Raw genomic sequence first — 15500 nt, forward strand, 5'->3', positions numbered from 1 at the left:
ACCCAGGGCTCCCGCGGCGGGGCCGTGCAGGGGGCCGCTCGACCGGTGGGGACGCCGGTTCTCTGCTTCCCTGTCCTCATGACGCTCGTCGCGCCGGACCCGACCCGCACGGTGCCGCTGCCGCTGCGCGAGCAGGCCGACGTCCGCGACCGGTGGCTCACCGAGCGGCTGCTCGACCTGCTGCCGGGGCTCATGGACCGCGCCGGCATCGACCTGTGGGTGGTCGTCGGCCGCGAGTACAACGAGGACCCGGTGCTGGCCACCCTGCTGCCGGCGACCTGGCTGTCGGCCCGGCGGCGGACGATCCTGGTGCTGCACCGCAGCGACGACGGCGTCACCGCGGCCGCGGTCTCCCGGTACCCGGTGGGCCAGTTCCTGCCGGCCTGGGCGCCGGAGGACGCCCGCGACCTGCCGTCGGCGGAATCGCAGTGGGCCGAGGTGCGGCGGATCGTCGAGCAGGCCGGCCCCCGGCGCATCGGCGTCGACGTGTCGGCCGACTTCGCCCTCGCCGACGGGCTGTCGCACACCGAGCACCGGCTGCTCACCGACGCGCTCGGACCGTGGGCCGAGCGGCTGGTGCCCGCCGAGGAGCTCGCCGTCGGCTGGCTGGAGACCCGACTGCCGGAGGAGATCGCCGCGCTGCACGTGCTCAACCTGCTGGTGCGCGAGGTGATCGAGGAGGCGTTCTCCCCCGCCGTCCTGGTCGTCGGCGAGACGACGGCCACCGACCTCGCGTGGTGGATCCGGCAGCGCTTCACCGACCTGGGAGTGGAGCCGTGGTTCCACCCGGTCGTGGACCTGCAGCGGGCCGGTGTGGCGCCGGTCCTGGAGCGCGGCGCGCTGCTGCCCGCCGTCCCGTACGACTCCCCCGTCGCCCCCGGTGATCTGGTGCACTGCGACGTCGGGACGTCCAGCCTGGGGCTGAAGACCGACAGCCAGCGCAACGGCTACGTGCTCCGCGCCGGGGAGAGCACCGCCCCGGCCGGGCTGCGCCGGGCGATGGCCGTCGGCAACCGGATGCAGGACCTCACGACGGCGGCCCTGCGGGTCGGGCGCACCGGCAACGAGGTGCTCGCGGCCGCGCGGTCCGCCGCGGCCGCCGAGGGGATCGACGGGGACGTCTACTCGCACCCGGTCGGCTTCCACGGCCACGGCGCCGGTCCGGCGATCGGCCTGTGGGACGACCAGGGCGGGGTGCCCGGGGCCGGTGAGCGGGTGCTGCGCCCGGACACCGTCTACGCCCTGGAGCTGTGCGTGCGCGTGCCGGTGCCCGAGTGGGGTGGCCAGCCGGTGCGGATGGCGCTCGAGGAGGGCATCGCGCTCACCGGCGAGGGCGTCACCTACCTCGGCGACCGGCAGACCGACCTGGTGCTCATCGCCGGCGCCTGACCGGGCATCGGGGTCACGTCTTCTTCGACGTCTTCCGGGCCGCGGCGGTCTTCCTGCCGTTGGCCTTCTGGATGGCGTCGACGAGCTGCTTCTTCTTCATCGACGACCGGCCCGGGATGCCGAGCTTCTTGGCCACCTGGAGCAGGTGCCCCTTGGTGGCGTTGGCGTCCACGCCGCCCTTGGTCTCGCGGTTCGTGTCGCGTCCGCCGGCGGCCCGCGCGTCGGAGGGCCCCTTCTTGCCGCCCTCCTTCTGCGCCCAGCGGTCGCCCACCTTCTCGAAGCTGTGCTTGACCGCGGCCCAGGCCGTCTGGTTGGCCCGCTGCTCATCGTCGTAGGACTGCATGGCCGAGTCGTAGGCCTTGGCGAAGGTCCGCTGCGCCTTCTTCGGTGAGCGGCGGAGGGTGCTGGGCAGCTCGTCCTGCTTGGCGGTGCCCGTCTTCGTCGTCTTCGGCATGGCGCCCCCTTACCCGGGATCACCTGCGCAAGAACGGGACCAGGTCCGCCACCACCTGGTCGGTTGAGGTCGTCGCGCGCCGACCAGCCGACGGGGCGGACGGCGTCCGGTTCCGGGTCCGCACCGGACGACACGGGCTCAGGCGGCGGCGAACCGCGACCAGTGCCCGCGCTCGCCGTCGGTCATCGCGCGGCTGGTGTCGGTGGCGAAGTCGAACAGCACCATGACGACGTCGGCGCGGATCGCGACCTCGCCGTCCTGCACCAGCTCCTGGCGCACGGTCAGCGACTTCGTGCCCAGGCGGGTGACCCAGCTGCGCACGCAGACCCGCTCGCCGGTCCGGTAGTAGAGCTGGCGCAGGTAGTCGACCTCGAGCCGGGCGAGGATGACCCCGCCGTCGCCCGGCGCCCCCTCGGCCATCGCCAGCCGGGCGTCCTCGACGAGGCTCAGCGCCCGGGCGTGGTTGACGTGGCCGAGGGAGTCCGGGTCCGACCAGCGCAGCTGGACCCAGTGCTCGTGGGTGCTCAGGGCAGGTCCGCGGTGTCCTCGGAGCGCCGGTGGCCGCCCTGGGCGTCGTCGGGGTCGGCGTGGACCGTCCGCTCCTCCGACTCGGCGAGGATCACCTCGGCGGCCACCTCCTCCATGCCGCTGCCCTCGACCTCCCTCTCCTCGGGCAGCAGTTGCGACCGGGTCCGGACGTTGTCCTCGGTGACGTTGTCCAGTGCCTCCGGGCTCGGCTCCTTCTGCGTGGTCATCAGAAACGCTCCTGTTCCGTGCCGACGCCCAGGGCGCGGGCGACGTCCTGCACGTTGGCGAACTCCTGGCCGGCCGGAAGCCGGCGCAGGTCGGCGAGCACCCGGTCGGGGGCGTTGCCCTCCTCCGCCTTCGCCAGCAGGGTGTCCCGGTCGGCCGGCCACACCTCCTTGCCGAGGGCCTCGGCGATCGCCGCGCGGCGTTCGATGTCGGCCTCGGAGGTGCCGGACGGGGTGGCGGGTGCGTGCGGGTCGGTCACGGGGGCTCCCTGGTCGCTCGGGTGGTCACTGGGCCGACGGCGTCGACGCGTCGGTGTAGCGGAGGACGGCGGCCACCGGGACGTCGTCCGGCATCGCCGCCCGCGGCACCACGACGACACCGGCGCTCCCGGCGACGGCCGCGGCGAGCAGCGCACGGTCCGCCGGGACGACGGTGCCGTGGGTGCCCAGGGCGTCCATGTCGTGCTGGTCGACGCCGAGGTCCAGCGGCGAGGTGCCGACCAGCAGCGTGGCCTCGCCGGGCTGGTCGGCCAGCACCAGCGTCTCGACCTGCCCCTTGCGCAGCGCCTCGACGACCGCCGGGGTGCCCGTCACGGCCAGGCCGTGGGCGCCGGCGGCCTGGATCTGCTCGACGGCCTGCGCCTCCTCGTGGCCCTCGTGCTCGGCGACCAGTTCGGCCGCCCGCCGGTCGACCGGCTCGCGGTCGGCACCGGCGGCGCGGCCACCCTCGTCCATCGACACGACCAGGTCCGACCACGAGTCGGCGGCCCGGTCGGTGAGGATCTGCCGGGCCCGGACGTCACCGGCGACCAGCACGAACCTCGGCTGGACCCGGCGCACCAGCGAGGTGATCCGCTGCGCGACGTTGTCCGCGTTGTGGACCCACTTGTTCTCGGCGTTGTGCTGGTAACGGTGGTGCGCCCAGCCGCCGCCCGGGAACTTCCGGATCTGGAAGCTGTCGCCCTCCACCTCGTCCTCGATCTCCGGGCGGCCGGCGAGGGTGGCGACGGAGATGTCGGCCCCGACCCGGTCGGCGACGACGACGATGTGCGGCACCCGGCCGGGCAGCTGACGCAGCACCGGCAGCAGGTCGGGCTGGGGCGACCACGCGGCCACCTCCTGCCGCGGCACGTCGACCAGCGGCTGGTCGAGGACGACGGTGCCGTCGGCCGCGACGACGAGGGCCCGGCCCCGCAGCGGAGCGACGTCACCGCCGTCGTTCGCCTCGAGCAGCCGGCTGCGGGCCGCCTCCACGACCGCCTCCGGCGCGCCCTGCTCGGCCAGCTTCCCGGTGATGGCGCGGACCCGCAGCTCCAGCTCCGTGGCGGCGTTCTCGGTGGTGTGCGTGACGTCGGCGCAGACCGTGGCGTAGGGGCCGGCGGCACTGAAGACCGGCTCCAGGAAGGACACGTCCATGGGGTGCGAACCACTCCTCATCGGCTGGTGGGGACCGACAGCGAGGCCCTGCCCGGGCGCTCCCGCTCCAGCCGCCTACCCACCGGCAGTGGCCTCACACCCGGTGTCGGACGGGCGGGGCAGGGGTAGGCGCGCTGCATGACCGAGCGCGACCAACTCCCGCTGCCCGACTACGACCACCTGCCGGTCGACGGCCTCACCTCGCGGATCCGCTCCCTGGACGCCGCGGGGCTGGAGACGCTGCTCGCGTACGAGCGGGCGCACGCCAACCGCCTGCAGGTGGTGACGATCATGCAGAACCGGCTCACCTCGCTGCGCGCGGGCGCGAAACCCTCGGGCGGGGATCCGACCGCGCCGGCCGCCGACGACCCGGTGCCCGCCGCGGCCGGCTCGAAGGTCTCCGAGGCGACGTCCGGCCCGCCGGTCAACCCGCCGTCCCAGGGGGTCCCCACCAACCCGGCCCAGCCCCGCTCCACCGGCTGACCCGCACCGCGCCCGGCTGACCCGCGCCGCGCCCCCAGCGCGAGACCTGCGAACTCGTGGCCATCGGCCGCTGATGACCACGAGTTCGCAGGTCTCGGCGGGCGGCCGATGCGCCCCCGCTCACCCGCTGAAGGCGTCGACGATGTCCATGGCCGCGGGGCCGAGCAGCACGATGAACAGCGTCGGCAGGATGCACAGGATCAGCGGGAAGATCACCTTGACCGGGATCTGCATCGCCTTCTCCTCGGCCCGCTGCCGCCGCTTGAGCCGCATCTCCTGGGCCTGGGTGCGCAGCACGTCGGCGATCGAGACCCCGTAGACGTCGGCCTGGACGACGGCGCGGATGAAGCGCCGCAGGTCCGGAACCGCGGCCCGCTCGGCCAGCGCGACGTAGGCCTCCCGGCGCGGCTGGCCGACGGCGATGTCCTGCAGCGTCCGCACCAGCTCCTCGGCCAGCGGTCCCCGGCCGTTGCGGCCGGCCCGCGCCATCGCCGCCTCGAAGCCCAGCCCGGCCTCGACGGCGATCGTCATCTGGTCGAGGGTGTCGGCCAGCTCGAGGGCGATCGCCTTCTGCCGCTCCTGGCCCCGGCTGTAGAGGAGCAGTTCGGGGACGACGTAGGCGACGCCGGTGACCACGACGGCCATGAGCACGGTCAGCGCGCCGGGACGGGACACGACGACCAGCAGCCCCAGCCCGCCCGCGGCCGCGGCCAGCACCAGCTTGGCCGCGACCAGCCGCGGCACCGGCCAGTCGGCGGGGCGGCCCGCGCCGCCGGCCAGCCGGTTGAGCCGGGCCACCGTCCCGGCCGGGGTGAGCGAGCGGGTGAGCCGGGGCAGCAGCCCGGATCGCGGCCGCGCGGCCGCGCCGGGCAGCTCCAAGCCCCGGACCAGGTTGGCCCGGGCCTGGACGACGACGTCCTGCGGGCGGGCGAACAGGGCCCAGCCGAGCAGCGGCAGGGCGAGCGCGACGGCCGCGGCGGCGAGCACGGCGGTCGGCGCCATCAGAACGTGATCCTGACGGTCTTCTTGAGCCAGAGGGCACCGACCACCAGGAGCACCGCGGCGATCCCGATCATCGCGTACCCGGCCAGGCTCTCCGTGAAGGCCGACAGGTACTCGGGGTTGGCCACCGACAGGAACGCGATGACGCCGAACGGCAGGGCCATGAGGACGACGGCCGAGAGTTTCCCCTCCGCCGACAGGGCCTTGACCTGACGGCGGATGGCGTTGCGCTCGCGGATGGTGTGCCCGACGGTGTCGAGCACCTCCGCCAGGTTGCCCCCGACCTCGCGGTGGATGGCGATGGCCTGGGCGATCCAGCGGAAGTCGTCGCTGTCCATCCGCTCGGCCACCTCGTCGAGCGCGTCGCCCAGGTCCCGACCGACGCGGGTCTCGTTGACGAGGCGCGCGAACTCCTCCGACATGGGCGCGGCGGCCTCGGCGGACACCGAGTCGACCGCGCGCAGCAGGCTGTGCCCGGCGCGCAGGCTGCTGGCCATCAGTTGCAGCGAGTCGTCCAGCTGGTCGGCGAAGGCCGCCTGCCGACGGCCCGTGCGGATCCGCACCAGCAGCCGGGCGGCCAGCGGCGTGGCGACCGTGGCCAGGACGGCGGGGATCGGCCCACCGAGCAGCAGTGCGAGCGCGCCCAGCACCAGCGTGGCCGACCCGACGAGCAGCACCAGGTCGGGCAGGGCCATGGTCATCCCCGCCCGCTCCAGCGCAGCGGCGCCGGCGGCGATGCGCCCCCGCTTGACCAGCACGCGCTCGACGGCGGCGCCGGCGGCGGCCGAGGCACCGGCGAGCGCCGAGGCCTGCGGTGCGACCGAGGGGTCCAGCCGGGACAGCGGCACCCGGCGCGGACCGGCCGGGAGCACGACCAGCGCGACGAGCAACAGGGCACCGGCGAGCGCGACCAGGCCGGCGAGCAGCACGGCCGGGGACATCAGCCCCACCCCCGCCGGGGCTCGACGGCCCCGAACACCCGCGGCGACAGGGTGATGCCGAGGTCGTCGAAGCGGTCGGTGAACCGCGGCCGGACGCCGGTCGGCGCCGGCTTGCCGAGGAACCGGCCGGCCGCGTCGACGCCGGCGGCGTAGTCGAAGAGGAAGGCGTCCTGGAGGGTGACGGTCTCGCCCTCCATGCCCTGCACCTCGGTCACGTGGGTGACCCGGCGGGTGCCGTCGCGCAACCGGGTGAGCTGCACGACGACGTCCACCGCCGAGGCGATCTGCTCGCGGATGGCCCGCAGTGGCAGGTCCATGCCGGCCATGAGCACCAGCGTCTCCAGCCGGGCGATCGCGTCGCGCGGGGAGTTGGCGTGCACCGTGGACAGCGACCCGTCGTGGCCGGTGTTCATCGCCTGGAGCATGTCCAGCGACTCCCCGCCGCGGCACTCCCCGACGACGATCCGGTCGGGGCGCATCCGGAGGGAGTTGCGGACGAGGTCGCGGATGGTGATCGCGCCCCGGCCCTCGATGTTGGGCGGCCGTGACTCGAGCCGGACGACGTGCTCCTGCTGCAGCTGCAGCTCGACGGCGTCCTCGATGGTGACGATCCGCTCGTCCTCGGGGATGAACGAGGAGAGCACGTTCAGCAGGGTCGTCTTCCCGGTGCCGGTGCCGCCGGACACGATGATGTTCAGCCGGGCCTCGACGCAGGCGCTCAGCAGCTCGGCCATCTCGGGGCTCAGCGTGCCGAAGCCGATGAGGTCGTCGACGCCGAAGGGGTCCTTGGCGAACTTCCGGATGGTCAGGGTCGACCCGCTGAAGGCCAGCGGCGGGATGATCGCGTTGACCCGGGAGCCGTCGGCGAGGCGCGCGTCGACCAGCGGCGAGGACTCGTCGATCCGCCGTCCCACGCGGGAGACGATCCGGTCGATCACCCGCCGCAGGTGCTCCTCGGAGGTGAACCGGGAGCCGGTGCGGACCAGCTTGCCGTTCTGCTCGACGTAGACGTTCTCCGGCCCGTTGCACATGATCTCGGAGACCGTCGGGTCGTCGAGCAGCCGCTGCAGCGGCCCGAAGCCGAGGACGTCGTCGGCCAGCTCGGCGGTCAGCCGCTGCCGCTCCTCGGTGCTGAGCGGGACCCGCTCCTCCTCGACGACCTCGTCGAGCTCGCCGAGGACCAGGGTGCGCAGCGCCTCCTCCGACAGGGTCGGGTCGTTCATCCGGTTGCCCATGCGCTCGAACAGCGCCTTCGCCACCCGGTCCTTGAGCCTGGTGAGCGCGTCGGTGGGGGGCGGGGTCGCCGGGGACACCGGCCGGGGCACGGGGGCCGCGGTCGTGGTGGCCGCATCCGGAGCGACGGACAGGACGGGGGCGTCGGGCGCCGCGTGCCGGCCCTGCGCGGCGGCGAGACGAGACGCGAGGTTCACGACGCCGCCCGGTGCTTGGCCCGGTACCGGCTGGGCTTCATCAGCGGGGTCGCGGCGAAGCGGGCCACGAGACGGCGCAGCTCCTTGACGGCGGGGTCCTTGCGGCCACTGGCGAGGATCGGCACGCCCTGGTTGGTCGACGCCGGCACCGCGGCCGACCGGGGCACGACGACGTCCACCCCGGTGCCGATGGCCGTCTCGACGTCGCGCACCGACAGCCCGCCCTTGGGATCGGCGAGGTTCATGACCACGTGCCGGCCGGCGGGGATCATGCACAGCTCCCGGAGCACGTCGAGCTCCTTGCGCAGTCCGCGGACGCCGGGGACGTCCATGCTGCTCAGCATCACGACGTCGGTCGCGCGGTCGAGCGCGGCGAGGGTCTGCTCCGACAGGCCCGGCGCGGTGTCGACCACGACGTAGCGGAACTCCCGGGCCAGTGAGGTGAGCAGGCGGGTGACGTCGGCGCCCGTGACGCCGTCGCCGGCGGCCGGCGACTCGGCCCCGCAGACGGCGTAGAGCCCGCTCGGGTGCTGGGTGAGGAAGGTCTTGAGGACCATCGTGTCCTCGCTGGCCGGACCGTGGACGGCGTCGGGCAGCGTGTACTCGGGGGTGAGGCCGAGCGCGGAGGCGACGTCGCCGAACTGCACGTCGAGGTCGACCAGCACGGTCGACTGCGGCGCCGCCGCGGTGAGTCCGAGCGCGAGGTTGGACGCGATCGTGGTCTTGCCGACCCCGCCCTTGGGCGAGGCGATGGTGATGACCCGCCCGGTGTACCGGGCGGTCTCCTCCACCGGGCGCAGCACCCGCCGCCGGCCGGCCGCGGCCGAGCCGGCCCGCTCCACGGCGGCGCGGATCGCCGCGGGCTCCGCGCCGGGGGCGAGCAGGTCGCGGATCCCGGCGCGCATGGCGGCCTGCAGCATCTCCGGCGAGGGCTCGGCCAGCAGCACCACGCTGATGCCGGGGCACTGGACGTCGAGCCGCTGGGCCAGCGTCAGCACCTCCTGCGGCGGTGCCAGGTGGCCGATGAGCAGGACGTCGGGCAGCTCGCCGTCCCGCAGCTGCTCGAACAGCCGGGCCGGGTCGCCGGGCAGGCGACCGGGCGGCAGCACCTGGACGTCGCCGTCGACCGCGGCGTGCACCCGCTGGGCGAGCTCGTCGTCGGCCGCGGCCAACACCACGCGACTCACTTGGTTCCTCCGTAGACGGTGCCGAGGCCGGCGAGCTGGTCGCCGTACACGTTTCCCTGGTTGACGATCGTGGTGCCGGAGGAGTCCGCACCCTCGGGCTCGAGGGACAGCCACACCGTGCCGTGCTCCATGCCGAAGACGACGAGCTCGGCGTCCCTGGCCGGCACCGCGAGCGTGACCATGAGGCTGCCCTCGGGCGCGCTGCCCGAGGAGACGGTCTCGGTCTCCGACCCGGTCGGCTGTACCGGGGCGCCCTGGACCTGGGTCACCAGCACGCCGTGCAGGGTGGCGTGCGTGACGCCGATCTTCTTGCCGGCCTCGTTCTCGAGGTCCATGGAGACGTAGACGCCGATCTCGTCCCCGGCGGCGAGCCGGCCGCCGACGGCCCGCTGCGGCTCGAGCAGGACGCTGACCTCCGAGGCGCCCGGGGGCGGGGCCACCGTTCCGGGCACGGCGAGGGCGTCCGGAGCGGCGAAGCGGCTGGCGAGCACCTGCTCCCCCGGCTGGAGGGCCACCGTGGCGACCTGCCCCGCGAGGGCGGCCAGGTCGGTGACCGCGTCGTCGACGACGGCCTTGGCCGGCAGCTGTTCGACCCGGACGTACTCGCCGAGCGTGTCGGCCGGCGTGCCCTCGGGGACCGGCTGGTCCACCACGAGCACCTCGGCGGTGCGCACGCCGGCCAGGGCGCGCGCGTCGGCGCCGCGCACGTAGGCGAGCAGCACCACGGTGCCCACCACGGCGAGGAGGAGCGCCGCGGTGGCGGCGAGGAGTCGGCGTCTCAAGGCGGGGCCCCTATCGGATCAGTCGGAGGACCCAGGCGCCGAGTGAGGGCGCGCCGGGGCCGTAGGAGAAGGCATCGGAGGTGTCGACGAAGCGGGTGAAGAAGCCGCGGATGCACCGCTCCTCGCCCTTGCAGGGCGTGCCGGAGTCGTACTGACCGCCGAAGTGGTAGCTGGTGATCGTGAAGGCGGCATAGCCGTAGACGTGGTACCAGGCGTGGCTGCCGGTGCCGCCGTAGTCGTCGAAGATCGGCAGCAGCACGGTGCGACCGACGAGGGCGGCGAGGTCCTCGGGGTCGCAGCCCTGCGAGGGGTTGTTGCCGGTCTCCGAGGTGAACCGGCCGCCCACCGAGCTGGTGGCCCGGCACGTGGTCCCGTTGCCGTTGGTGACCAGCCAGCCGAAGCCCCCGGGGACGAACATGTGGGAGGGCCCGGTGCAGCCGGTGTCGCTCTTCTTGGGCAGCACGATGGTGCGCTCGGTGGTCGTGGACGGGATGCCGCCGCCGGTCTGCGCGGCGAACTCGCACCACGAGAAGATCAGCGGGAGGGCCGCCGTCCCCGCGCTCGGCGCGCCCCAGGCCACGGTGGCGGTCGCCTGGACCTGCGTCGCCTCGTGGCCGAGGACCGGCGCGAACCAGTGCTCGGTCGGCGTGCTGCCGGTGACGGTGACGCTGGTCGGGTCGCTGCCGAGCACCGGCGGGCCCGCGGTGGCGTCCCCGAGGTTGGCGTCGACGAGGGCCTGGGCGGTCGCCTGCATGTTCCCGCAGGCGCCGCGGGCGCAGTCGCGGGCGACGGCGAGCGCGGCGGCGTCGGCGGCGGTCTGCAGCCGCGCCTTCTCGGCGTAGAGGGCGCCGACGTCGACGGCGATCGCGGTGAAGCCGAGGACGGGGACCAGCAGCAGCGCGATGAGCACCGCCGAGGCTCCGTGCTCGCCGGCCAGCCGGCGGCGGAGGGCCGTGCGGCCGCCGTGGCGGGGGGCAGGGGGGGCCTTTCTCAGCCGTTGCACCGCATGACCCCCGTCCCGGACAGCTCGATGCTCACGCCGAAGAAGTCGGTGAGGAACGGCATCGGGTACTCGATGGTCACGCGCACGTTGGTAGTGCCGGTGCTCGTCATCGGGCACGCGGCCGGTGTGACGGCGATCTGCGCGTTGGTGATCGCGGGGTCGAGCGTGGGCGCGGCGTTGCGGACGGCGGTGCGCGCCGCGGCGGGGTCGTTCTGCAGCGCCATCACCCGGGCGCCCTCGCGAGCGGCGGCCGACAGCGTGCCCTGCACCTGGAAGGCGTGACCGAACTCGGCGATGCCGAGCACGAGGATCAGCAGCAGGGGGATGATCATGGCGAACTCCACCGCCGCGGCCCCGCGTTGCTCCTGCAGCCGGTTGCGCATCGATCCCCGCCTCCTCTCCGTGGTCGTGGCCCGCTCGTCCGTGTGCGACGGCGCAGCGGCTCCCGGGGGAGGAGCCGCTGCGCCGCGGTGCTGGGTGGGGCCGGGCTCAGTCGCCGGCGGTGGACAGCTCGTTGCCGATCTGGTCGAAGAGGCCGGACAGCTCGTCGCTGAGGAACATGACCGCGCCGATGATCGCGATGGCGATCAGGCCCACCATGAGGCCGTACTCGACGGCGGTGGCGCCCTTCTCCTCGCGCTGGACGCGGTCCTTGGCGAGGGCGACGAGGGTGACGAGAGTGGCGAGCGGGTTGATCACGGGGGTTCTCCTGGGGGGACGGGCCGTCCGGTCCGGATCGGTCGACCCGGCCTTGCGGCAGTGAGAACCCCGTCGGGCATTCCGCTCGGCGACTTGAGGGTCCTTCCCCCCATCGATCGACCCGCGTCACTCCCCCGGGTGTACGGGGCCCGGCATGTCACCCGGAGTGACCGGGATGACCGGGTCGTGCCGGGAGCCGCCTCAGACGGGCAGCGCGGTCCACCAGATGGCGACGGCGGCGCCGGCGAGCATCGCCGGGCCGAACGGGAGCTCGCCGCGCAGCCCGATCCGCCGCGCGGCGAGCAGGCCCAGCGCCACGACGGCCTGGACGACGAAGCCCGCGACCGCCCCGCCGAGGACCGCGCCCCAGCCGAGCCAGCCGAGGTACAGGCCGAGCAGGGCGGCCAGCTTCACGTCGCCCATCCCGAGCGCCCCCGGGGAGAGCAGGGCGAGGACGAGGAAGGCGGCGAACAGCGCCGCGGCTCCGAGGACGGCGCGCAGCAGGGCCGGCCAGGCGCCGTCCAGGGCGGCGGGCAGCACCAGCAGGGCGGCGCCGGCGCCGAGCGCGGGGAGCAGCACCCGGTTCGGCAGCAGCCGGGCCCGCAGGTCGATGACGGCGAGCAGCACCCCCGCGCCGGCCAGGAGGAGGAAGGCGGGCAGCTCCCAGGAGACCCCGAACCGCAGGCCGACGAGGACGAACAGCAGCGCGGTGACGATCTCCAGCACCGGCGGGCGGACGGCGGCGGCTCCGGGGCGGGCCAGGTCACGGACCCGAGCGCTCGGGGGCCACGGGAAGCGCCCGGCGGCGCGGTTGACGACCACGCCGCCGGCCACACCGGCGACGAGTGCGACCAGTGCCGCGAGCGCGACGACGACGGTCACCGGGTCCTCACGTGCACGACGCAGATGATGACACAACGGAGGCGCGCGACCGCGGAGCGCCACCTCCTCCTGTCGGGTGACTTCCGGGGGCCGGCCGACGGACCGGGGTCACGGGTCCGCCGGCCGGCTCCTCGGGCCCTGCACGGTGGAGACGTCGCACCGGGCGGGGGCTGACGAATCAGGCAGTTCCCCGTCCGGCGGGCCGCGGTCGCATCCGTCCTGCTCGGCGCGGGGGCCCGACCCGCCGTCGCCCCGGATGCCGGGACGACGGCGCGTCATGGATCGCCGGATCCGCGTCCCGCGGTGGACGTGCTGGTCAGGTGCCACCGGCGGCGCCGTTCGGCGCGACCGGCCGGTGCCCCCGGGCGTAGCGTCTCGTCGCATGGAGGCCGTCGACCCGGTGGATGTCGCGGGCATGGAGTCTGCGGACGTCGCAGGCCTCATCCCCCTCGTCCGCCGGATCGTCGCCGCGCGCGTCCCCGACCAGGCCACCGCCGACGACCTGGTGCAGGAGACGCTGGCCCGGGTGCTGGCGGCGGCGGGCCGGGTGGAGCCGGGGATGCTCGAGCCCTACGCGATCGTCACTGCCCGCAACGTCGTCACGTCGATGTGGCGGGACGCGGACCGGCAGCGCCGCCACCTCCACCGGGTCGTCGACCTGCGCCCGTCCGATGCGCCCGACGAGGGCGTGCTCGCCAGCGAGGACCGCGCGGCCGTCGCCGAGGCGCTGACCAGGCTCTCCGACCGGGACCGGGCGACCCTCCTGGCCCACGAGGTCTCCGGCCAGGACACCCGCTCCCTCGCCGCCGAGCTCGGCTCGACCGCCGGTGCCGTGGCCGCCCAGCTCAACCGCACCCGCGCCCGGTTGCGCGTGGAGTACCTCCTGGTCTCCGAGCGCGTGGAACCCCCGACCGAGCGGTGCCGCCCGGTGCTGCTCGCCATCTCCGGCGGCGACCGCCGGCGCCAGCGGGAGGTGGACGCGGCCCGCCACCTGCTGGAGTGCGACCTCTGCGCGAGGCTGTCCGAGCCCCTCGTCGGACGCGGCCGCGCCCGGGAGGACGTCGTGCGCGTCCCCGTCCGCACCGATGCCGACATCGTCGGGGCGCGCCAGGCGGCCCGCGAGGTGGCCACCCAGCTCGGGTTCTCCCCCACCGACATCACGCTGATCGCCACGGCGGTCTCCGAGATCGCCCGCAACATCGTGCGCTTCGCCGACGCCGGCGAGATCGTGGTCGAGCCCGTCGAGCAACCGCGGACCGGCATCTCCATCGTGGCGCGCGACTCCGGCCCCGGGATCCCCGACGTCGAAGAGGCCCTGCGGGACGGCTACAGCACCTACCGGGGTCTCGGGCTCGGGCTTCCCGGTGCCCGACGCCTCATGGACGAGTTCGCGGTCCTCTCCGAGAGCGGCCGCGGCGTGACGGTGACGATGACGAAGTGGCGGGGAGAGCGATGACGAGGAACGAGGACGCGACCGTGACCGAGGCCCGCCCGCACTCGACTGCGCACGCCGACGAGGACGTCCTGCTCCCCCAGCTCGTGGCCCACCTGCGCGAGCACCGGACCCGGTTGCGGCAGGAGTGGGCCTCGCGCATCCAGGGGGCCCACCTGCTGCAGGCGATGACCTCTCAGGAGATGGCCGCCGAGACCACCCTGGTCTACGACAACTACGTCGAGGTGCTCGAGACCGGCAGCGTGGAGGCGCTGCAGCACTATGCCCGCGACCTGTCCGAGCGGATCATCCCGCGCGGCGTGGAGACCCACGAGGTCGTGGGGATCGTCCTGCTGCTGCGCGACGTCCTGGCCCGGTCGCTGTTCGAGAAGTACCAGGGTGACCTGCCCCTGCTCAACCGTGTGCTCGACGCCTACGAGCCGGCCGCGAACCGGATCGCCAACACCGTCGCGGTCAGCTTCGTCGACGAGCGGGAGCGGGTCATCCGGCAGCAGCAGGACGCCATCCGGGAGCTGTCGACGCCGGTGCTCCCGGTCCGGGAGCGGCTGCTGATCCTGCCGATCATCGGTGTGCTGGACCAGGAGCGCGCGCGTCAGCTGACCGTTCAACTCCTCAGCGGCATCCGCACCCACCGGGCCAAGGTCGTCGTCGTCGACATCACCGGCGTCCCGGACGTCGACGAGTCCGTCGCCAACAACCTGGTCCGGACGGTGGACGCGTCCCGGCTCATGGGCGCCAGCGTGATCATCACCGGTCTGTCCCCCGAGATCGCCCAGACGCTGGTCACCATCGGGGTGGATCTCAGCAAGATGAACACGATCGGCGACCTGCAGGGCGGGTTGGAGCAGGCCGAGCGGCTCCTGGGGTACACGGTCACCCGGGGCAGCGAGACAGGTGGGCCATGACACCCGGCCCGCGGCTGTTCTCCATCCTGCGGCAGGCCCCGTACCTGATCGCCTCGGTGCACACGGCGCTCGACGACTCCCAGCTGGTCCGTTTCCAGGAGGACCTCGTGGAGCGGATCGGCGCCGACCGCGCCCGCGGGGTGGTCATCGACGTGGCCGCGCTCGACGTCCTGGACTCCTTCGGCACGCGCACCCTCCGGGACATCGCCGAGATGGCCCGGCTGCGAGGCGCGGTCACCGTCATCGTCGGCATCCAGCCCGACGTCGCCTTCGCCATGGTGGAGCTGGGCATGGACACCGGCACGGTCATCACCGCGCTGGACCTCGAGGAAGGACTGGAGGAACTGGACACACGACTCGCCGCCCCGCCGGTGCCGGGGCCGTGACACCGCACGGGGACCTGCTGCGCGACTACCGCGCGGCCTTCCTCCGGTACCTGTCGAGGCAGGAGGAATCGGCGCTGACCACCGGCTACCAGCTCGGGCGTGGCACCCTGGCCGCGGGTCGGAGCCTGCTCGAGGTGGTGCAGGTGCACCACGACCTCCTCGCGGAGGTGCTCGCCGAGACCCCTGCCGGCGAGGTGCCGCAGGTGGCCCGGTCGGCATCGGCGTTCCTGCTGGAGGTGCTGTCGAGCTACGACATGGCCTACCGCAGCGGATCTCGCGTCATCCCCGTCGGGCGGGGGCGTCTTCCTCCCTGACAGCGCTCCTCTGGAGGTGACG

General features: G+C 74.2%; 20 protein-coding genes. 6 read left to right on the top strand and 14 right to left on the bottom strand.

Annotated features, from left to right (window positions below; all coding sequences use genetic code 11):
• Positions 1 to 78: 78 nt before the first annotated feature.
• On the top strand, positions 79 to 1389 hold the full coding sequence (locus tag MY520_RS04320; RefSeq protein WP_436690446.1) for a M24 family metallopeptidase: 1311 nt from the start codon (positions 79 to 81) through the stop codon (positions 1387 to 1389).
• Positions 1390 to 1402: 13 nt separating this feature from the next.
• Here MY520_RS04320 and MY520_RS04325 read toward each other — a convergent pair whose 3' ends face one another.
• The 5 genes from MY520_RS04325 to MY520_RS04345 form a co-directional block, all read right to left on the bottom strand.
• Positions 1403 to 1843, bottom strand: a complete 441-nt coding sequence (locus tag MY520_RS04325; protein ID WP_436690448.1) for a ChaB family protein — start codon at positions 1841 to 1843, stop codon at positions 1403 to 1405.
• Between the two features lie 138 nt (positions 1844 to 1981).
• Entirely contained in the window at positions 1982 to 2371 is a 390-nt protein-coding gene (locus MY520_RS04330; RefSeq protein WP_436690622.1) for an acyl-CoA thioesterase, read from the bottom strand.
• Complete coding sequence (locus tag MY520_RS04335) at positions 2368 to 2598, bottom strand: hypothetical protein (RefSeq protein WP_436690450.1); 231 nt, start codon at positions 2596 to 2598, stop codon at positions 2368 to 2370. The genes MY520_RS04330 and MY520_RS04335 overlap by 4 nt, the downstream gene beginning before the upstream one ends.
• Complete coding sequence (locus tag MY520_RS04340) at positions 2598 to 2855, bottom strand: DUF2795 domain-containing protein (protein WP_436690452.1); 258 nt, start codon at positions 2853 to 2855, stop codon at positions 2598 to 2600. Before MY520_RS04340 ends, MY520_RS04335 begins: the two co-directional genes overlap by 1 nt.
• A 25-nt stretch (positions 2856 to 2880) precedes the next feature.
• The gene (locus MY520_RS04345; protein ID WP_436690454.1) at positions 2881 to 4011 is read right to left on the bottom strand and encodes a Vms1/Ankzf1 family peptidyl-tRNA hydrolase; all 1131 of its coding nucleotides are present in this window, start codon (positions 4009 to 4011) and stop codon (positions 2881 to 2883) included.
• A 138-nt stretch (positions 4012 to 4149) separates the two neighbouring features.
• Here MY520_RS04345 and MY520_RS04350 point away from each other — a divergent pair, with 138 nt between their 5' ends.
• Complete coding sequence (locus MY520_RS04350) at positions 4150 to 4494, top strand: hypothetical protein (RefSeq protein ID WP_436690456.1); 345 nt, start codon at positions 4150 to 4152, stop codon at positions 4492 to 4494.
• A 120-nt stretch (positions 4495 to 4614) separates the two neighbouring features.
• Here MY520_RS04350 and MY520_RS04355 read toward each other — a convergent pair whose 3' ends face one another.
• The 9 genes from MY520_RS04355 to MY520_RS04395 all read right to left on the bottom strand — a co-directional run bounded on the left by MY520_RS04355 (position 4615) and on the right by MY520_RS04395 (position 12420).
• On the bottom strand, positions 4615 to 5496 hold the full coding sequence (locus MY520_RS04355; protein WP_436690458.1) for a type II secretion system F family protein: 882 nt from the start codon (positions 5494 to 5496) through the stop codon (positions 4615 to 4617).
• Positions 5496 to 6437: a type II secretion system F family protein gene (locus MY520_RS04360; protein WP_436690460.1), complete on the bottom strand. Its 942-nt coding sequence runs from the start codon at positions 6435 to 6437 to the stop codon at positions 5496 to 5498. The genes MY520_RS04355 and MY520_RS04360 overlap by 1 nt, the downstream gene beginning before the upstream one ends.
• Entirely contained in the window at positions 6437 to 7867 is a 1431-nt protein-coding gene (locus MY520_RS04365) for a CpaF family protein (RefSeq protein WP_436690462.1), read from the bottom strand. Before MY520_RS04365 ends, MY520_RS04360 begins: the two co-directional genes overlap by 1 nt.
• Positions 7864 to 9054, bottom strand: coding sequence for an AAA family ATPase (locus tag MY520_RS04370; protein ID WP_436690464.1), 1191 nt, complete (start codon positions 9052 to 9054; stop codon positions 7864 to 7866). Before MY520_RS04370 ends, MY520_RS04365 begins: the two co-directional genes overlap by 4 nt.
• The gene (gene cpaB / locus MY520_RS04375; RefSeq protein ID WP_436690466.1) at positions 9051 to 9836 is read right to left on the bottom strand and encodes a Flp pilus assembly protein CpaB; all 786 of its coding nucleotides are present in this window, start codon (positions 9834 to 9836) and stop codon (positions 9051 to 9053) included. The genes MY520_RS04370 and cpaB overlap by 4 nt, the downstream gene beginning before the upstream one ends.
• A 10-nt stretch (positions 9837 to 9846) precedes the next feature.
• Entirely contained in the window at positions 9847 to 10746 is a 900-nt protein-coding gene (locus MY520_RS04380) for a pilus assembly protein TadG-related protein (protein WP_436690467.1), read from the bottom strand.
• 80 nt (positions 10747 to 10826) lie between these two features.
• The gene (locus MY520_RS04385; protein ID WP_436690469.1) at positions 10827 to 11222 is read right to left on the bottom strand and encodes a TadE/TadG family type IV pilus assembly protein; all 396 of its coding nucleotides are present in this window, start codon (positions 11220 to 11222) and stop codon (positions 10827 to 10829) included.
• Between the two features lie 106 nt (positions 11223 to 11328).
• The gene (locus MY520_RS04390) at positions 11329 to 11538 is read right to left on the bottom strand and encodes a Flp family type IVb pilin (protein WP_436690471.1); all 210 of its coding nucleotides are present in this window, start codon (positions 11536 to 11538) and stop codon (positions 11329 to 11331) included.
• Positions 11539 to 11739: 201 nt separating this feature from the next.
• On the bottom strand, positions 11740 to 12420 hold the full coding sequence (locus MY520_RS04395) for a prepilin peptidase (protein WP_436690473.1): 681 nt from the start codon (positions 12418 to 12420) through the stop codon (positions 11740 to 11742).
• Between the two features lie 382 nt (positions 12421 to 12802).
• Between MY520_RS04395 and MY520_RS04400 the strand changes: the two genes are divergently transcribed.
• The 4 genes from MY520_RS04400 to MY520_RS04415 are packed head-to-tail and all read left to right on the top strand — an operon-like array spanning position 12803 to position 15478.
• Positions 12803 to 13876 (top strand): sigma-70 family RNA polymerase sigma factor, encoded by a 1074-nt coding sequence (locus MY520_RS04400; protein WP_436690475.1) that lies wholly within the window; start codon positions 12803 to 12805, stop codon positions 13874 to 13876.
• Positions 13873 to 14778, top strand: coding sequence for an STAS domain-containing protein (locus tag MY520_RS04405; protein WP_436690477.1), 906 nt, complete (start codon positions 13873 to 13875; stop codon positions 14776 to 14778). The genes MY520_RS04400 and MY520_RS04405 overlap by 4 nt, the downstream gene beginning before the upstream one ends.
• The gene (locus tag MY520_RS04410; RefSeq protein ID WP_436690479.1) at positions 14775 to 15164 is read left to right on the top strand and encodes an STAS domain-containing protein; all 390 of its coding nucleotides are present in this window, start codon (positions 14775 to 14777) and stop codon (positions 15162 to 15164) included. Before MY520_RS04405 ends, MY520_RS04410 begins: the two co-directional genes overlap by 4 nt.
• Positions 15161 to 15478, top strand: a complete 318-nt coding sequence (locus MY520_RS04415) for a phosphatase RsbU N-terminal domain-containing protein (protein ID WP_436690481.1) — start codon at positions 15161 to 15163, stop codon at positions 15476 to 15478. Before MY520_RS04410 ends, MY520_RS04415 begins: the two co-directional genes overlap by 4 nt.
• Positions 15479 to 15500: the final 22 nt, after the last annotated feature.

Source organism: Geodermatophilus sp. CPCC 205506, from assembly GCF_051383635.1.
Lineage (GTDB): Bacteria > Actinomycetota > Actinomycetes > Mycobacteriales > Geodermatophilaceae > Geodermatophilus.

Bases quoted from the DNA above. Each gene is read 5' to 3' on its own strand.
- MY520_RS04320 (WP_436690446.1), top strand. From the start codon at position 79: ATGACGCTCGTCGCGCCGGACCCGACCCGCACGGTGCCGCTGCCGCTG.
- MY520_RS04325 (WP_436690448.1), bottom strand. From the start codon at position 1,843: ATGCCGAAGACGACGAAGACGGGCACCGCCAAGCAGGACGAGCTGCCC.
- MY520_RS04335 (WP_436690450.1), bottom strand. From the start codon at position 2,598: ATGACCACGCAGAAGGAGCCGAGCCCGGAGGCACTGGACAACGTCACC.
- MY520_RS04345 (WP_436690454.1), bottom strand. From the start codon at position 4,011: ATGGACGTGTCCTTCCTGGAGCCGGTCTTCAGTGCCGCCGGCCCCTAC.
- MY520_RS04350 (WP_436690456.1), top strand. From the start codon at position 4,150: ATGACCGAGCGCGACCAACTCCCGCTGCCCGACTACGACCACCTGCCG.
- MY520_RS04355 (WP_436690458.1), bottom strand. From the start codon at position 5,496: ATGGCGCCGACCGCCGTGCTCGCCGCCGCGGCCGTCGCGCTCGCCCTG.
- MY520_RS04360 (WP_436690460.1), bottom strand. From the start codon at position 6,437: ATGTCCCCGGCCGTGCTGCTCGCCGGCCTGGTCGCGCTCGCCGGTGCC.
- MY520_RS04385 (WP_436690469.1), bottom strand. From the start codon at position 11,222: ATGCGCAACCGGCTGCAGGAGCAACGCGGGGCCGCGGCGGTGGAGTTC.
- MY520_RS04400 (WP_436690475.1), top strand. From the start codon at position 12,803: ATGGAGGCCGTCGACCCGGTGGATGTCGCGGGCATGGAGTCTGCGGAC.
- MY520_RS04405 (WP_436690477.1), top strand. From the start codon at position 13,873: ATGACGAGGAACGAGGACGCGACCGTGACCGAGGCCCGCCCGCACTCG.
- MY520_RS04410 (WP_436690479.1), top strand. From the start codon at position 14,775: ATGACACCCGGCCCGCGGCTGTTCTCCATCCTGCGGCAGGCCCCGTAC.